The organism is uncultured Roseobacter sp. (assembly GCF_947501835.1).
GTDB lineage: Bacteria > Pseudomonadota > Alphaproteobacteria > Rhodobacterales > Rhodobacteraceae > Roseobacter.
This window is the reverse complement of record NZ_CANMXR010000002.1, coordinates 166,834-182,015: the sequence shown is the minus strand read 5'-3', so window position 1 is coordinate 182,015 and position 15,182 is coordinate 166,834. Positions and strand designations below refer to the sequence as shown.

Sequence of the window (15,182 nt, the reverse complement as noted above, 5' to 3'; positions counted from 1 at the left end):
CAAGGAGGAATACGAAATGTATCGCGGGATCTGGTTCGGCTGAGGCCGTCATAACCAATCTCATCTCGGCCCTGCAGCGCAGCGCCTGATCATTTCGTGTATTCTGACTTAAGGCCTCCTGTCATGTTCCGCTATTTTGAACGTCTTGTTGATCCCTACACCCCTTATGTGGAATCGGATAATCCGCCGCAACGGCTTTGGCCGTTCCTGTGGGAGTATTCGCAGCCTTTCAAAAAGGTCTTCTTCTGGGCCGGGCTGATGTCCGTCATTGTGGCTGGCATCGAGGTTGGTCTGATCTTTTACATGGGTCGCGTCGTTGATCTGTTGGAAGGGGACCCCGCAGCATTCTGGAGCACTTATGGGCTCGAATTGGCCCTCGCAGCGCTCTTCATCCTGCTGGTGCGGCCCTTGCTGCAAGCGCTGGATGTGGCGATTCTGAACAACACCATCCTGCCGAATTTCGGCACATTGATCCGGTGGCGGGCCCACCGTCAGGTATTGCGACAGTCGGTCGGCTGGTTTGAAAATGATTTCGCCGGACGGGTGGCCAATCGGATCATGCAAACACCCCCTGCGGCGGGCGAGGTTGTTTTTCAGGTCTTTGATGCGATCTCCTTTTCGCTGGCCTATTTGCTGGGGGCGGCGATTTTGCTGTCCTCCTCCGACCCTCGGTTGTTATTGCCGCTGGCGGGGTGGTTCGTGCTTTATATGCTGCTGCTGCGCTGGACAGTGAAACGAGTTGGCCCTGCCTCGCAGGCGGCCTCGAACGCGCGGTCGCTGGTGACCGGTCGCGTTGTCGATGCATATACCAATATCCACTCGGTCAAGATGTTCGCGCATCATGAGCAGGAGCTGGAATACGCCAAGGAAGCCATTGAGGAAACGCGCAAGACCTTCCAGAAGGAAATGCGGATTTTCACCGTGATGGACGTCACGTTGGTGATGCTGAACGGTCTGCTGATCATCGGTGTTGTGGGCTGGGCGATCCTGCTGTGGAGCCAGGGCGCGGCCAGTGTCGGCGTCGTTGCGGCGGCCACAGCACTGACCTTGCGGCTGAACGCGATGACGGGCTGGATCATGTGGGCGCTGACCACGTTTTTCCGCGAATTGGGTGTGGTCGCCGAAGGGATGGAGACGATTGCGCAGCCGATCACCCTGACCGATGCGAAGACCGCGACACCCCTGAAGCTCAGCGATGGCACGATTGAGATCAAACAATTGTCGCACCACTATGGCCGCGGGTCAGGGGGTTTGGACCGGATCGATCTGACCATCCGCCGGGGTGAGAAAATCGGCCTTGTGGGGCGGTCCGGTGCGGGGAAATCCACGCTTGTGAAGCTGCTCTTGCGGTTTTACGATCCCGAAACCGGTCAGATCCTGATTGACGGGCAGGACATCACGCATGTCACGCAGGACAGTCTGCGTCTGGCCATCGGGATGGTGCAGCAGGACAGTTCGCTGCTGCACAGGTCGGTGCGTGACAACATCCGTTATGGCCGCGTTGGGGCCACGGAAGAGGCTGTCATCGCGGCGGCAAAACAGGCGCAGGCGCATGAGTTCATCCTGGATCTCGAAGCTCCGGAGGGGCGCCGGGGCTATGACGCGCAGGTTGGTGAACGGGGTGTGAAACTCTCTGGCGGGCAACGTCAACGGGTGACATTGGCGCGGGTGATCCTAAAGGATGCGCCGATCCTGCTGCTGGACGAGGCGACCAGCGCGCTCGACAGCGAGGTGGAGGCGGCCATTCAGGATACGCTTTACGGCATGATGGAGGGTAAGACCGTGATCGCGATTGCCCACCGGCTGTCCACGATTGCGCAGATGGACCGGATCCTGGTGCTCGACCAGGGTCGGATTGTCGAAGATGGCAGCCATGACGCGCTTTTGGCACGCGGCGGGCTATATGCAGAATTCTGGGCCCGGCAGTCGGGCGGATTCCTGACAATTGAGGAGGCTTCGTGAGGATAGGAGACTTGATTGATGCGTTTCGTGCCGCCGAAGGTCCGCCGCCGCAAACACTTGGCGCTTTCATGCGCTGGTGCCTGTCAGGCTCCTGGCCCGCGCTCTGGCTGGCTGCGTTTTTCTCCGCCGCCGCTGGCGCGATGGAGGCGGGCACGGCGCTTATCCTCGGGCTGGTCATCGATGCCACGTCAAATGCGGGGCCGGAGGCGTTTTTTGACGGCGGCAATATTGGTCTGATCGTCGCTGCCGTGGGCTTTTTTCTGGTCGCACGCCCTGTGCTCTTTGGTCTCTCGGCCTCGGCGAACTCGATCATCGTGGGGCCCAATGTGAACCCGCTGGTGCTGTCGCGTCTGCACCGCTGGACGCTTGGTCAGACGGTCGGGTTTTTCGATGATGATTTTGCGGGCCGGATTGCCCAGAAACAGATGCAGGCCGCGCGCGCGGTCACGGATGTGGTGGTGGAGGTGATCAACGTCGTGGCCTTTGCGCTGGCCTCGCTGGTCGGCTCGGTTTTGCTGCTTCTGGCCATCGATTGGCGGGTCGCGCTGGGTTTTGCGGTCTGGCTGGTCTTCTACTTCGTGATGATCAACTGGTTTTTACCGCGTGTCCGCCAACGGTCCGCCGGGCGGGCTGCTGCGCGCGCGATGGTATCTGGTCAGGTTGTCGATACGATCACCAATATCAAGACGGTCAAGCTCTTTGCCCATGCCGATCATGAAGACCGCGCGGCACTGGGCGCGATGCAGACCTTTCGGGCGCGGGCGCTGGAATTTGGCTATCTGGCGGCGGGGTTTCGCTTTGCCCTGATGACGCTGGCGGGGCTGCTGCCCGTGCTGCTGCTCGGTGGGACGATCATTCTCTGGCAGGCCGGTCAGGCGTCTCAGGGCGACATCGTGGCCGCAGGTGCGGTGGCGATCCGCATCGCACAGATGACCGGTTGGGTCAGTTTCACGCTGATGGCGATCTATTCAAACATCGGCGAGATCGAAGACGGCATCCGCACGCTCACCCCGCGTAACCGGGTGGAGGATGACGCAGGTGCGACGGGTCTGATCGTGCCAGAGGGAGAGATCGTGCTGCGCGACCTTGGCTTTGCCTACGGGCGGGACAAGGGCGGTGTGCAGGGGATTAACCTGACCATCCATCCGGGCGAAAAGCTGGGCATCGTCGGGGCGTCTGGCGTTGGCAAGTCGACGCTCGTTGCCCTGCTGCTGCGGCTCTATGACGCCGAAGAAGGCGTGGTTGAGATCGACAGACAGGACATCACCGCCGTCACGCAGGAAAGTCTGCGGCGCAACATCGGTATGGTCACGCAGGAAACGGCGATGTTCAATCGGTCGGCTTTGGACAATATCATGTATGGCCGCCCCGATGCCACACGTGGCGATGTGATCGCCGCGGCGAAAAAGGCAGAGGCGCATGAGTTCATTCAGGAACTGGTCGATCACAGAGGGCGCACGGGCTATGACGCACATCTGGGGGAGCGCGGGGTCAAGCTGTCTGGCGGGCAGCGGCAGCGGATTGCCCTGGCCCGCGCCATTCTGAAGGATGCGCCGATTCTGGTGCTGGATGAGGCGACAAGCGCGCTCGACAGCGAGGTTGAGGCGTCGATTCAGGCAGCGCTTGAGCGGGTCATGGAGGGCAAAACCGTTCTGGCGATTGCGCACCGCTTGTCGACACTGACGGAGATGGACCGGATCATCGTGATGGACGCAGGCCGCATCGTTGAGAGCGGCAGCCACGATGCGCTGCTCGCCGAGGGAGGCCGCTACGCGCAGTATTGGGAGCGGCAATCGGGCGGGTTTATCCGCACACAGGCTGCGGAATAGGGGCTTTTGCGCGGGCGCGTCCTGCCGTAAGCCAAGCGCCATGACAGAGATTACAATCAAGCGCCTCGGCCTTCAGGGGGACGGTGTTGCCGATGGTCCGATCTACGTGCCGCTGACCCTGCCGGGGGAAGTGGTGGAGGGCACAATCGACGGCACAGCGCTGCGCGATCCAAAGATCATCCAGCCTTCGGACCGCCGCGTTGCCGCCCCGTGCCGCCATTTCAAGTCCTGCGGCGGCTGCCAGTTGCAGCATGCGGATGATGCATTTGTCGCCGCCTGGAAAGTGGACGTGGTGCGCAAAGCGCTGGAAGCGCATGGGGTAGAGACGGTTTTCAGGCCGATCCAAACCTCACCGTCACGTTCTCGCAGACGGGCGGGATTTGCCGCGCGCCGCACCAAGAAGGGCGCGATGGTCGGATTTCACGGGCGCGCCTCCGACACCATCATCGCGATTCCCGACTGTCAACTGCTGGACCCTGTTGTGCTCGCGGGCGTCCCTGCCGCCGAAGCACTGGCCGTGATCGGGGCCAGCCGCAAAACTGCACTATCCGTCATGGTGACCACGACCAAAACGGGGCTCGATGTCGCCGTCACCCATGGCAAACCGCTGGACGGTCCTTTGCGGCAACAACTGGCGGCGGTCTGCGATCAGTTTGGCCTCGCGCGACTGTCCTGGGACGCAGAAGTTGTGGCCATGCAATCACCGCCGGTACACATGCTGGACGGTGCCCAGGTTACGCCACCGCCGGGCGCATTCCTGCAGGCCACGGCCCATGGTGAAGCAGCCCTCACCCACGCGGTGCAAGAGATCGTGCAAGAGGCGCGTCAGGTGATCGATCTCTTTGCCGGTTGCGGGACGTTTTCTTTGCCGCTGGCACGTACGGCAGCAGTTCATGCGGTTGAGGGGTCGGTGGAGATGGTCGCGGCGCTGGATCAGGGCTGGCGGATGGCACAGGGGTTAAAAAACGTCACCACAGAAGCGCGGGATCTCTTTCGCCGACCGCTGATGCCGGATGAGATGCGCAAGGCGCAGGCCGTGGTGCTGGATCCGCCGCGTGCCGGGGCAGAGGCGCAGATTGCCGAACTGGCGCGGTCCGAGATCCCGCGCATTGCCTATGTTTCGTGCAATCCGGTGACATTTGCGCGGGATGCGCAAACCTTGGTAAACGCGGGCTTTACTCTTGATTGGGTACAGGTTGTGGATCAATTCCGCTGGTCCGCGCATGTGGAGCTTGCCGCCAGCTTCACCGCATCCCATATGCGCGGATAGCTTACGAGGAGACGCAGATGAGTTTGCGCCAAAAACTGGATGTCTGGCTGGACCAGCCATGGGTGATCAACCTGGTGATGGGGGTGATCGTGTTTAACGCGATCCTGCTCGGCATGGAAACCTCGCCCGAGATGATGGCGCGGGCCGGTGGGATCATCGTGGCGCTGGACACCGCATGCCTTGGGTTCTTCGTTGCTGAAATTCTGCTGAAGATCTTCGCGCGCGGCACGAAGTTTTTCCGCAGCGGTTGGAACCTCTTCGATCTTGCTATTGTCGGGGCGGCCCTTGTGCCGGGATCGCAAACCATGTCCGTATTGCGGGCCCTGCGGATCTTGCGGGTGCTGCGGGTCATCTCGGTGGCGCCGCGTCTGCGCCGCGTGGTCGAAGGGTTCGTGACCGCGCTGCCCGGTATGGCCAGCGTCTTCCTGTTGATGGCGATCATTTTCTACATCGGTGCGGTCATCGCCACCAAACTCTTTGCGGCCAGTTTTCCGGAGTGGTTCGGCTCCCTGCCGCTCAGCGGATATACCCTGTTCCAGATCATGACGCTGGAAAGCTGGTCCATGGGTATCGTGCGCCCGGTGATGGAGGTGTACCCCTACGCCTGGGTATTCTTCGTGCCTTTCATCATGATCACGACCTTCGCCGTGGTGAACCTGCTGGTCGGTTTGATCGTGAATTCGATGCAGGATGCGCACCAGGAAGAGGCGGGCGCTGTTACCGATGCCTACCGGGATGAGGTTCTGACGCGCCTGATCGCAATTGAGAAACATCTGGAGGAAAAAACGCGTTCCTGACAAAGTTGTGAGGTTGATTAACCTTTCATCCATGGTACCTGTGCAAAAAAGAGCAGAACGTCGAAAAGACATACGGGACAGCAGAAAATGCGTCGCAGAGATTTGATTTTATCAACCGCCGCCGCCGTGGCGTTGGCCGGTTGTTCAGGCAGTTCGAAATTTCGTCGATATGACGGTCCGGATGTGACCTTTGTCGTGGTGAACAAGGGCCAGCGGCGCATGCATCTGTTGCATCACGAATCGCTGCTGAAAAGCTACGATATCAATCTGGGGTTTGCGCCCATCGGCCACAAGCAGATTGAAGGAGACGGGCGCACGCCGGAAGGGGTGTACCGGATCGATCGCCGCAACCCGAATTCGCAGTTCCATCTTTCATTGGGCATTTCGTATCCCAATGTGAACGATGTGGCGGCGGCCAAGGCGATGGGCAAATCCGCTGGTGGTGATATCTTTATCCACGGTCAGAGGAATCCATTCAGAGCGGACAAGAAGGATTGGACATGGGGCTGTATCGCCGTTTCCAACGATGAGATGGAAGAGATCTATGCGATGGTTCCAAACGATACCCTGATCGCTCTGAACCCCTGAAATCTAGACTGCGCCGGCACCAGCACTCAAACCGGTGCTGCCGGTGACCATGGTCCACCAAATCTTGCCATTGGTCTCCTGAAACCAGGCAAATCCCATCTGTGTTGCATCGGGCGACAACACAACACGGCGGGTATCGGGCTGTTCCATCCAGGCGGCCAGTGTTTCCAATTCGGACTCGTAGGTTTCGGAGATGTTTTCGCCGACCAGTGTGCCCTGATACCCAACGCGTTGTGCCCGGTCGATGGGCGATGAGCCGTCAGATCCGAAATGCCAGGGGCGATTCTGGATCGACATGTCGCGCGAATGGGTTGCGGCGGCAGCGTTCAGTTGCGGGTTCAGCTCCAGCGGTGCCTGCCCGGAGGCGCTGCGTAGCGCATTAACCGCGTCCAGCATGCGGAACTGTATCTTTCCGGTATCGCTCCTACCGATTCGATAGATGTTGGCTGATCCATCGTTGAACGACCCCGAAGACCCGCAAGCGGCCAAAGCCAGGCCAATTACCAGAAAAATCGAAAACAAACGGATCATTTTGCACTCCTTAAGCGTTACTTTACCGCATATATTGCAATGCGTTGTAATTCAAACGCACATCAGCGACTGAGTGCCATATGACAAGTGTTTGATTTGCGACTGCGACTTTCGCGCAATAAAATGCGTGAAATTCCCTACCAGCCTGTACTTATGGAGGCATCTGATGTCTGACAAACGTTTCCAATTACCCAGCCGCCGTTCCTTTTTAGCGGGCAGCGCTGCCATGCTTGCCACACCAGTGATCGCGCAAGACGCCGCATCGGTCAACTCATCCGCAACCACGCAGGTGGAGCGCGATTTGACGGAAGTGGTGCGCCGTAACATTTCCAGCTTCCGGACGCTGGACTGGCAGCCTTATTTTTCCAACCTGAACAATGGCGCCATCCTGGTCGATATCGACAGCCGCGCGCTGCACTATTGGGCTGAGGACGAAAGCTTTTACAAGCTATACCCCTCCAGCGTGCCGCTGACCGAGGACCTGACGCGCCGTGGCCGGACAAAAGTGATCCGCAAGGTCGAAGGCCCAAGCTGGCGCCCGACACCCTCAATGCTCAAGCGAAACCCGGAGTGGCCGGAATTCATCGGACCCGGCCCGGACAACCCGATGGGGACGCATGCGCTCTATCTGAGCTGGACCTATTATCGCATTCACGGCACCCACGATACGCGCAAAATCGGGCGCCAATCGTCCAATGGATGCATCGGTCTGTACAACGAGCATATTTCCGAACTCTTCGCGCTTTCGAAGGTCGGAACACAAGTGTTGCTTATTTGACGACATCACAATTCATCTGAGAATTGAATTCCGAATCCGGTTGGCAATGGCATAGGTATGATGCTTTACAATCAGTTACGAGGTAAGTCTTGGGTGCGTGCTATCGCTTTGCGTGGCACGCCGTTTCTGGAGGTTATGATATGAAAAAACTCGTTCTCGCAGCTGCTCTGACAGCCGCCGCATCGACAGCTTACGCAGGTTCGCTTGCCGAGCCAGTTGTTGAAGCACCAGTTATTGTTGAAGAAGCAGAAAGCTCGTCCGCAGGCGTGCTGCTGCCAATCCTTCTTCTGATCATTGCTGCTGCAGCACTCAGCTAATTAGCTGCGTTCATGCAAAGACACTAAAAGGCGGCGTATTGCGCCGCCTTTTTACGTTCCGGATCGGCAGTAAAGGGCTCTAGTCGATCCAGCCTTTGAGATTGTCGTCGATGACATTCGACAGCGCATGGATATGCGTGTCATTATCGTTCAGGCAGGGGATGTAGGTAAAGTTTTCGCCGCCCGCCTCTTCAAAGCTTTCCTTGATCTCTTCGTTGATCTCTTCAAGCGTTTCTATGCAGTCGGCGGAAAACGCAGGCGCACAGACAGCGATGTTCTTTTTCCCGGCCTCCGCCAGTCTCGCAACCTCCTCGACGGTATAGGGCTGCAGCCACTCTTCGGGACCGAATTTGGATTGGAACGTGGTGGTGATTTCCGTGTCCTCCCACCCAAGCCGTTCCTTCAGCAGCCGCGTCGTCTTCTGGCATTGGCAATGATAGGGGTCGCCTTCCATCAGATAGCGAATGGGCACACCGTGATAGGAACAGACCAGAATGTCGGGCTTGGTTTCCATCCGCGCATATGCGCGCTCAATCGATTGCGCAAGCGCCTCGATATAGTCCGGGCGATCAAAATACGGCTCCACGGTTCGGGTCACCGGCTGCCACTTCTCATAGGTCAACGCGCGGAAGAATTCATCATTTGCGGTCGCCGAGGTTGCCCCAGCGTAGTGTGGATAAAGTGGGAAAAACAATATCTTACGGCATCCTGCGGCGGTCATTTCAGCAACTTTTGACCGCGTCGATGGATTGCCATACCGCATGCAGAAATCGACCATGACCTCATCGCCGTGACGCTTGTGCATCTCGGTCGTGATCTTGGCGGCCTGCGCCTTGGTGATGGTCATCAGGGGGCTTTCACCCTCGGCCTCGTTCCAGATGGATTTATAGGCGGCACCGCTGGAAAACGGGCGTTTGCTGAGGATGATCAACTGCAGCAGCGGCTGCCAGATCCAGGGGCTGTAATCGATCACGCGGCGATCCGAGAGGAATTCGTTCAGGTAGCGCCGCATCGACCAGTAATCGTAGTTGTCGGGCGTTCCCAGATTGGCCAGCAAAATTCCCACCTTTGGCGTCGCAATCGCAGGGTGATCGTCCTTGGCATGAGCCGGGCGAACCGTCACGGGCGCAGAGGCGCTGCTGTCCAGCATATATTGATCCTTGTGAAGCAGTTTGAGCCTGAGATAGACGGTTTTGCGCGGGCGTCAATCGGGCAAAGGGGTTTCAGGAACGGCGAGTGCGTCGGCGAGCCGCTGTTTTGCGGATCCGGGCCGCAGGGGTTTTTGCTGGCTCTCGTCCGGCGCCCAGCCCGTCAGGAAAACCATCTCGAAGGTCGCTCTGACGCGCCCATCCTGCGTTGAAAAGTGGTCTCTATAAAGACGTGTGGTCTCTTCAAAGAGTTGTCGGGACCCGTTGGTACGCTGCCGCGCGGCAAGTGCGTTGGCCTCACCCATGGCGCGCAGATCACGCATCAGATGCCAGGCGTCGCGATATTCGACGTCCAAACTGAGACCATCCGCCACAGGTAAGGCGAGCCCCGCGCGTTGCAGCAGAGCGCCCAGATCGCGAATCTCTCCCATGGGCGCGATGCGGGGGGACAACCCACCCGATACCGCGATTTCGGCCTGTCCAAGGCAGCTGCGCAATTCCTCCAGCGTCCGACCCCCGAGGCAAGCGACGATCAATAGCCCGTCTGGTTTCAGGGCGCGGCGACATTGAATCAGTTGCCCGACGGGATCATTAGCCCAATGCAAGCCCATGGCATGGATCACTAAATCATGCGCCTGTTCCGACAGGGCCAGCGTTTCTGCATCGGGGCAAATCCGGGCATCCGACATGCGCCCGGCCCAGACCTGGTGAAAAGGTGTCACGATGGCGGGTTTCGTAAACGACCTGTTAACCATGCCCAGGCGATCCTGGATTTCGTCCGCTGCGGCCTCCTGCAAAAAGAAGGTGGAGGCGCGGGCGCGGTGCAGGTGAAGCGCATGGGTATCGGTCAGCGGAGCGGGTGTGGTCATGAATGGGAGAATAGGGTGTCGGAACTAAGTTTTCAAACAGCGGTCTCGCTGATTTATCCGCCGCGGTGTCTGGGATGTGGCGGCAAGGTGATGAGCGACTTTGGCCTGTGTGGGCCTTGCTGGCGCGACACGTTGTTTATCGGCGGATCGATCTGCGATTGTTGTGGTGCGCCACTGCCGGGTGACGACAGGGCGGATACACTAAAATGTGATGACTGCATCAAGACGCCGCGGCCCTGGAAAAGCGGCAGGTCCGCCCTGATCTACAAGAACAACGGTCGGCGGCTGGTGCTTGCCCTGAAACACGGTGACCGACAAGAAATCGCTACACCTGCCGCCAAGTGGATGGCGCAGGCCATCTCCGATATTCCGCAGGACAACATGATCATCGCGCCGGTGCCCCTGCATTGGACGCGGATGGTGAAACGCCGCTACAATCAGTCGGCGTTATTGGCGCAAGCCCTTGCAAAACAAACCGGTTTACCCGTTTGTCCCGATTTGTTGATGCGCCAGAAACGTACCAAGCCCATGGAAGGCATGACCAAAGAAGTGCGGTTTTCCTCGGTGAAGGGCGCGATCTCCATCCATCCGCGCCGTCGGCACCGTCTGGTCGCGCGCCCGGTTCTGATCGTGGATGATGTTCTCACGTCCGGGGCGACCTTGGCGGCATCCGCGGATGCCTGCATTGCAGCAGGCTCAGGTCCGGTATACGTCGTCACCCTAGCGCGCGCGGTCAAGGATGCCTAAGTTCCGTCCCAACGCCGCGTGGATCAAGGATCGGAAGACATGCAGAACGTCGAAATTTACACATCACCCCTTTGCGGGTTCTGTCACGCAGCCAAACGCCTGCTGAAACAAAAAGGCGTGAAATTCGCTGAAGTGGACGTCTGGGCGAACCCGGATCGCAAGCCCGAGATGATCCAACGCGCCAGTGGTGGCCGCACGGTGCCACAAATTTTTGTGGGTGAGACCCATGTCGGTGGCTGTGACGATCTATATGCGCTGGAGCGCGCTGGCAAACTTGACGCCCTTCTGGCGGCCTGATGAAAACGGCGCTGCTGCAGCTGAACGTATCAGATGACCCGGTGGCCAACCTTGAGGTGACGCTGGGCTATTTTCGTCAGGCAGTGGCTGAGGGGGCTGAATTCATTCTGACGCCGGAGGTCACCAATTGCGTGTCCACCAGCCGCAAACATCAGAATGAGGTCCTGCAGCACGAAGCGGATGACATCACGCTGGCCGCTTTGCGTGCGGAAGCGCAGGCGCAGGGTGTCTGGCTGCTGATCGGGTCGTTGGGATTGAAAACTGGCGATGCGGACGCTCGTTTTGCCAACCGCTCCTTCATGATCTCGCCGCAGGGGGAGATCACGGGAAGATACGATAAAATCCACATGTTCGATGTCTCCGTGACGCCGGAGGAGACCTGGCGCGAATCCGAAGGATACCGCCCCGGAACGCAGGCAGTGGTGGCGCAGACCTCTTTTGCGCCCGTGGGCATGACCGTTTGCTATGATGTGCGGTTTCCGAAACTGCACGCAGCGCTCGCCAATGCCGACGCGCAGATCCTGACCGTGCCTGCGGCGTTTTCGCCGGTTACGGGGGCTGCGCATTGGCACACCTTGCTGCGGGCGCGTGCCATTGAAACGGGCTGTTACGTGCTCGCGCCCGCACAGACCGGCACGCATGCTAGTGCTGCGCATAAAACGCGGCGGACTTACGGGCATTCGCTGGTGGTGACCCCCTGGGGAGAGGTCCAAATGGACGCAGGTGTGGTGCCTGGCGTTTACACGACAGACCTCGATATGGGAGAAGTGGCCAAGGCGCGAAGCCGTGTGCCCAGCTTAGAGAATGCGCGCCCCTTTGATGGACCGGGATGAACGAAGACAGAAATGCTCTGGCAATTGCGCTTTTCAGCGAAGTGCTCGCCGCCGATCAAATGGTGCGCGCGCGCCTGAGTAGTGTCCTGCCCAAAGGCATGGAAATCTCGCATTTTTCGGTTCTGAATCACCTGGCGCGCAACATGGTGGAACGCACGCCCGCGCAATTGGCAGAGACGTTTCACGTCACGCGCGGGGCGATGACCAACACGCTGAGCAAGCTTGAATGGGCCGGATACGTACACATTCGCCCCGATTGGGATGACGCACGGCGCAAGATGGTCGCGATCAGCCCGGCGGGTCGGCAGGCACGGGATCAGGCCGTGGGCTCAATCACGCCGGTGATCAATCAGGTGGTGGAAAAGCTGGGCGATGAAAAGGTGCGGGAGGCGCTGCCAATACTCCGGGAGCTGCGTTTGCGCTTGAGCGAAAAGCCCTAAGCAGGCTTCAGGCTCGCGGTGACGTAGTTCACGCTCAGATCCCGATCCGACAAACGCCAGGACCAGGTCAGCGGGTTGAAAACAAACCCTTTGCGATCCACCGGATCGAGCCCCGCATCCTGCATCAGATCGTAAAGCTCATCGGGGGTGATGAATTTCGACCATTCATGCGTGCCTTTGGGCAGCCAGCGCATCACATGTTCCGCGCCGATGATCGCCATCATGTAGGATTTCGGGTTCCGGTTGAGCGTCGAGCAAATGTGCAGCCCGCCGGGTTTCAGCAGTTTGCGGCAGGCGATCAGGTAGTCGATGGGCGACGCCACATGTTCAACCACTTCCATATTCAGTACGACATCGAATTGTTCGCCCGCCTCGGCCATATCCTCCGCCGTGGTATGGCGGTAATCGATGTCCAGTCCGGATTGCTCTGCATGGATGCGCGCGACCGGAATATTGCGCTCGGCGGCATCGGCCCCCACCACTTCTGCACCAAGCCGCGCCATGGGTTCCGCCAACAGCCCGCCGCCGCAGCCGATGTCGAGAATGCGCAGGCCCGCAAACGGGTTGGCGGTTTTCAGGTCGCGGTCGAATTCTCCGGCGATCTGGGTGGTGATATAGTCCAACCGACAGGGGTTGAGCATGTGCAACGGCTTGAATTTACCGTTCTCGTCCCACCATTCCGCGGCCATCGCCTCGAATTTCGCGATTTCCGAGGGGTCAACAGTGGTTTGAGGCGCTTGCATTCTCATCTCCATATGCTCAAGTGCGTATTCGTATGATATAGGCCTGTAATGGACAAATTCTCGGACCAAAAGCGCGCAGTACAATATCTGTACCCGCCGATCGATCCTTTCGATCAGCGAATGCTCGACGTGGGCCAGGGTCACAAGGTCTATGTGGAGCAATGCGGTAACCCAAACGGCATTCCGGTGATCGTGCTGCACGGGGGCCCGGGCGGGGGGTGCAGCCCGGCGATGCGGCGGTATTTCGATCCCGAAGTCTACCGGGTGATTCTTTTTGATCAGCGCGGCTGCGGCAGGTCCCGGCCCCATGCCAGCGTGATGCACAACACGACATGGCATCTTGTAGCGGATATCGAAACAATCCGCCGCGAAATGGACATCGAGCATTGGATCGTCTTTGGCGGCAGCTGGGGGGCGACGCTGGCGTTGATTTATGCGCAATCGCACCCGGATCATGTGCGTCACATTGTGCTGCGCGGTGTGTTCCTGATGACCCAGCGCGAGCTTGACTGGTTTTACGGTGGCGGCGCGGGCCGGTTCTGGCCCGAGGTCTGGGCGCGGTTTACGGCGCTGATCCCCGAAGACGAACAGGGTGATCTGATCGAAGCCTATCGGCGTCGGTTGTTCTCGGGTGACATTGCGCTGGAGACGCGGTTTGCCAAGGCGTGGTCAGCCTGGGAAAACGCGCTGGCCTCGATTCATTCTTCCGGTTCAACCGGTGAAAGCCCCGGAGAATATGCGCGAGCCTTCGCGCGGCTGGAAAACCATTATTTTTCGAACGCAGGATTCCTGGATTTTGATGGTCAAATTCTCGCGCATGTGGGGCGGATCGCCCATATCCCCGGCGTGATTGTGCAGGGTCGCTATGATATGATCTGCCCGCCAGACAGCGCCTATGCGCTGGCGGAGGCCTGGGATCATTGTGAGCTGAAGATGGTGCGCAATGCTGGGCACGCCCTGTCGGAGCCGGGCATCAGCGCGGAATTGGTGCGCACCATGGATCGGATCGGCGGGCGATGAGCGCCCGGCGGCCTCATATCGACAGACGGGCGCTTTTTGCCTCCGGTGCTGCCGCCGCCTTGCTGGCCGCCACCGGGCTTTCTGCGCAGACCGCACCCCAACAAGGTGGCAGGTTGCGCATGGCCTTGTCCGGCGCGTTGCGGTCTGACCGTTTTGATACCCGTGATCAACAGGGCCTGTTTATGCAGGTCGCAACAGTGGGCGCGGCCTTTGAGACCCTCACTGAGGTTGCCGCAGATGGCACGCTGCGCGGCGAGCTTGCGACGCAGTGGCAAGGCAGTGCGGATGCGCGCGTCTGGGAGTTTCGCTTGCGCAAGGATGTGATTTTTCACAACGGTAAAACCTTCATCGCCGACGATGTGGTGGCCTCCTTCGCGCTACACGCCGAAACCATCCTGTCGGACATTGACCGCATCGAGACACCGGGCACCCACCAGCTGAAAATCACCCTCTCCGATGCCGATGCGGATTTCCCCTATCGGCTCAGCGGGCCGCAGATGGTCATCTACCCCTGCGACAACATCCAGGACGCCATGGCACATGGCATCGGGACCGGCCTCTACCGGATGCATCGGTTTCTGCCCGGTCGGCAATTTGTCGGCCACCGCGTCGATGGGCATTACAAGGATGGTCACGCGGGCTGGTTCGACAGTGTCGAGCTGGTGTCGCTGCCCGCGGACACCGTTCGCGCCGAGGCGTTGAGGGATCATTTTGTCGATGCGGTCGATCTGACTCATTCGGCGGACCTGGGAGTGTTGAAAGAGATCACCCTGCTGCCCGAAGAGCACTTCATGACCTGTGCCGTCCGCAACGAAATCGCCCTGCCGCAGAGCATTGGCACGCGCTGGCCGCTGGACAATCTGCGGGCTGCGGAACGGTGGTGGATCACGTAACGCGATCGGGGGTTGCAGACTCAGCCCGCCATGCGTATATCCTGCGATAACAGCGGCGCGTTCGGGTCCACACCAAACGCACCACCGAAACACGATACGGGCCGCGCGCCCGTTTTTTTG

17 protein-coding genes are annotated in these 15,182 nt (G+C 59.4%); 13 read left to right on the top strand and 4 right to left on the bottom strand.

The genetic code is table 11. The features are described from left to right. Positions 1–123: 123 nt before the first annotated feature. The 5 genes from Q1A20_RS04730 to Q1A20_RS04710 all read left to right on the top strand — a co-directional run bounded on the left by Q1A20_RS04730 (position 124) and on the right by Q1A20_RS04710 (position 6,446). Positions 124–1,962, top strand: coding sequence for an ABC transporter ATP-binding protein (locus Q1A20_RS04730; protein WP_299916156.1), 1,839 nt, complete (start codon positions 124–126; stop codon positions 1,960–1,962). Continuing rightward, positions 1,959–3,791 carry an ABC transporter ATP-binding protein gene (locus Q1A20_RS04725; RefSeq protein ID WP_299401523.1) on the top strand — a complete coding sequence of 611 codons (1,833 nt, stop codon included), beginning with the start codon at positions 1,959–1,961 and terminating at the stop codon, positions 3,789–3,791. Before Q1A20_RS04730 ends, Q1A20_RS04725 begins: the two co-directional genes overlap by 4 nt. Positions 3,792–3,831: 40 nt before the next feature. Then, the gene (locus Q1A20_RS04720; protein ID WP_299916154.1) at positions 3,832–5,061 is read left to right on the top strand and encodes a class I SAM-dependent RNA methyltransferase; all 1,230 of its coding nucleotides are present in this window, start codon (positions 3,832–3,834) and stop codon (positions 5,059–5,061) included. Positions 5,062–5,078: 17 nt separating this feature from the next. Next, positions 5,079–5,858 carry an ion transporter gene (locus Q1A20_RS04715; protein ID WP_298968868.1) on the top strand — a complete coding sequence of 260 codons (780 nt, stop codon included), beginning with the start codon at positions 5,079–5,081 and terminating at the stop codon, positions 5,856–5,858. 87 nt (positions 5,859–5,945) lie between these two features. Continuing rightward, positions 5,946–6,446: a L,D-transpeptidase family protein gene (locus Q1A20_RS04710; RefSeq protein WP_299401532.1), complete on the top strand. Its 501-nt coding sequence runs from the start codon at positions 5,946–5,948 to the stop codon at positions 6,444–6,446. 3 nt (positions 6,447–6,449) lie between these two features. On the opposite strand, the gene Q1A20_RS04705 is transcribed toward Q1A20_RS04710, so the two are convergent. After that, on the bottom strand, positions 6,450–6,977 hold the full coding sequence (locus Q1A20_RS04705) for a CAP domain-containing protein (protein ID WP_299401535.1): 528 nt from the start codon (positions 6,975–6,977) through the stop codon (positions 6,450–6,452). Between the two features lie 166 nt (positions 6,978–7,143). Between Q1A20_RS04705 and Q1A20_RS04700 the strand changes: the two genes are divergently transcribed. Together Q1A20_RS04700 and Q1A20_RS04695 are read left to right on the top strand one after the other, a co-directional pair. Then, positions 7,144–7,755 (top strand): L,D-transpeptidase, encoded by a 612-nt coding sequence (locus Q1A20_RS04700; protein ID WP_299401538.1) that lies wholly within the window; start codon positions 7,144–7,146, stop codon positions 7,753–7,755. A gap of 140 nt (positions 7,756–7,895) precedes the next feature. Continuing rightward, on the top strand, positions 7,896–8,072 hold the full coding sequence (locus Q1A20_RS04695) for a hypothetical protein (RefSeq protein ID WP_298968874.1): 177 nt from the start codon (positions 7,896–7,898) through the stop codon (positions 8,070–8,072). Positions 8,073–8,151: 79 nt separating this feature from the next. Here Q1A20_RS04695 and hemH read toward each other — a convergent pair whose 3' ends face one another. Beyond that, entirely contained in the window at positions 8,152–9,222 is a 1,071-nt protein-coding gene (gene hemH, locus Q1A20_RS04690; RefSeq protein WP_299916151.1) for a ferrochelatase, read from the bottom strand. A gap of 54 nt (positions 9,223–9,276) precedes the next feature. Continuing rightward, positions 9,277–10,089 carry a methyltransferase domain-containing protein gene (locus Q1A20_RS04685; RefSeq protein ID WP_298968877.1) on the bottom strand — a complete coding sequence of 271 codons (813 nt, stop codon included), beginning with the start codon at positions 10,087–10,089 and terminating at the stop codon, positions 9,277–9,279. 15 nt (positions 10,090–10,104) lie between these two features. Here Q1A20_RS04685 and Q1A20_RS04680 point away from each other — a divergent pair, with 15 nt between their 5' ends. From Q1A20_RS04680 to Q1A20_RS04665, 4 genes are read left to right on the top strand one after another with little or no spacing between them, the layout of a single operon-like run. Next, positions 10,105–10,836, top strand: a complete 732-nt coding sequence (locus Q1A20_RS04680; protein WP_298968879.1) for a ComF family protein — start codon at positions 10,105–10,107, stop codon at positions 10,834–10,836. A 39-nt stretch (positions 10,837–10,875) separates the two neighbouring features. After that, positions 10,876–11,133, top strand: coding sequence for a glutaredoxin 3 (grxC, locus tag Q1A20_RS04675; protein ID WP_298968881.1), 258 nt, complete (start codon positions 10,876–10,878; stop codon positions 11,131–11,133). After that, the gene (locus tag Q1A20_RS04670) at positions 11,133–11,966 is read left to right on the top strand and encodes a carbon-nitrogen hydrolase family protein (protein WP_298968883.1); all 834 of its coding nucleotides are present in this window, start codon (positions 11,133–11,135) and stop codon (positions 11,964–11,966) included. Before grxC ends, Q1A20_RS04670 begins: the two co-directional genes overlap by 1 nt. After that, positions 11,963–12,406 carry a MarR family winged helix-turn-helix transcriptional regulator gene (locus Q1A20_RS04665; protein WP_298968885.1) on the top strand — a complete coding sequence of 148 codons (444 nt, stop codon included), beginning with the start codon at positions 11,963–11,965 and terminating at the stop codon, positions 12,404–12,406. Before Q1A20_RS04670 ends, Q1A20_RS04665 begins: the two co-directional genes overlap by 4 nt. Here the strand turns inward: Q1A20_RS04665 and ubiG are convergent. Next, the gene (ubiG, locus tag Q1A20_RS04660; RefSeq protein WP_299401556.1) at positions 12,403–13,149 is read right to left on the bottom strand and encodes a bifunctional 2-polyprenyl-6-hydroxyphenol methylase/3-demethylubiquinol 3-O-methyltransferase UbiG; all 747 of its coding nucleotides are present in this window, start codon (positions 13,147–13,149) and stop codon (positions 12,403–12,405) included. The two genes, Q1A20_RS04665 and ubiG, sit on opposite strands and share 4 nt — an antisense overlap. A gap of 48 nt (positions 13,150–13,197) precedes the next feature. On the opposite strand from ubiG, the gene pip reads away from it, so the two are divergent. Beyond that, entirely contained in the window at positions 13,198–14,169 is a 972-nt protein-coding gene (gene pip / locus Q1A20_RS04655) for a prolyl aminopeptidase (RefSeq protein ID WP_299401559.1), read from the top strand. Next, positions 14,166–15,062, top strand: coding sequence for an ABC transporter substrate-binding protein (locus Q1A20_RS04650; protein ID WP_299401561.1), 897 nt, complete (start codon positions 14,166–14,168; stop codon positions 15,060–15,062). The genes pip and Q1A20_RS04650 overlap by 4 nt, the downstream gene beginning before the upstream one ends. Positions 15,063–15,182 lie beyond the last annotated feature (120 nt).

What these genes read in the sequence shown, in the direction of transcription:
- Q1A20_RS04665 (WP_298968885.1), top strand. Translation starts at nt 11,963, where the DNA reads ATGAACGAAGACAGAAATGCTCTGGCAATTGCGCTTTTCAGCGAAGTG.
- Q1A20_RS04695 (WP_298968874.1), top strand. Translation starts at nt 7,896, where the DNA reads ATGAAAAAACTCGTTCTCGCAGCTGCTCTGACAGCCGCCGCATCGACA.
- Q1A20_RS04670 (WP_298968883.1), top strand. Translation starts at nt 11,133, where the DNA reads ATGAAAACGGCGCTGCTGCAGCTGAACGTATCAGATGACCCGGTGGCC.
- Q1A20_RS04715 (WP_298968868.1), top strand. Translation starts at nt 5,079, where the DNA reads ATGAGTTTGCGCCAAAAACTGGATGTCTGGCTGGACCAGCCATGGGTG.
- Q1A20_RS04685 (WP_298968877.1), bottom strand. Translation starts at nt 10,089, where the DNA reads ATGACCACACCCGCTCCGCTGACCGATACCCATGCGCTTCACCTGCAC.
- Q1A20_RS04705 (WP_299401535.1), bottom strand. Translation starts at nt 6,977, where the DNA reads ATGATCCGTTTGTTTTCGATTTTTCTGGTAATTGGCCTGGCTTTGGCC.
- ubiG (WP_299401556.1), bottom strand. Translation starts at nt 13,149, where the DNA reads ATGCAAGCGCCTCAAACCACTGTTGACCCCTCGGAAATCGCGAAATTC.
- Q1A20_RS04720 (WP_299916154.1), top strand. Translation starts at nt 3,832, where the DNA reads ATGACAGAGATTACAATCAAGCGCCTCGGCCTTCAGGGGGACGGTGTT.
- Q1A20_RS04730 (WP_299916156.1), top strand. Translation starts at nt 124, where the DNA reads ATGTTCCGCTATTTTGAACGTCTTGTTGATCCCTACACCCCTTATGTG.
- Q1A20_RS04650 (WP_299401561.1), top strand. Translation starts at nt 14,166, where the DNA reads ATGAGCGCCCGGCGGCCTCATATCGACAGACGGGCGCTTTTTGCCTCC.
- pip (WP_299401559.1), top strand. Translation starts at nt 13,198, where the DNA reads ATGGACAAATTCTCGGACCAAAAGCGCGCAGTACAATATCTGTACCCG.
- Q1A20_RS04710 (WP_299401532.1), top strand. Translation starts at nt 5,946, where the DNA reads ATGCGTCGCAGAGATTTGATTTTATCAACCGCCGCCGCCGTGGCGTTG.
- hemH (WP_299916151.1), bottom strand. Translation starts at nt 9,222, where the DNA reads ATGCTGGACAGCAGCGCCTCTGCGCCCGTGACGGTTCGCCCGGCTCAT.
- grxC (WP_298968881.1), top strand. Translation starts at nt 10,876, where the DNA reads ATGCAGAACGTCGAAATTTACACATCACCCCTTTGCGGGTTCTGTCAC.
- Q1A20_RS04700 (WP_299401538.1), top strand. Translation starts at nt 7,144, where the DNA reads ATGTCTGACAAACGTTTCCAATTACCCAGCCGCCGTTCCTTTTTAGCG.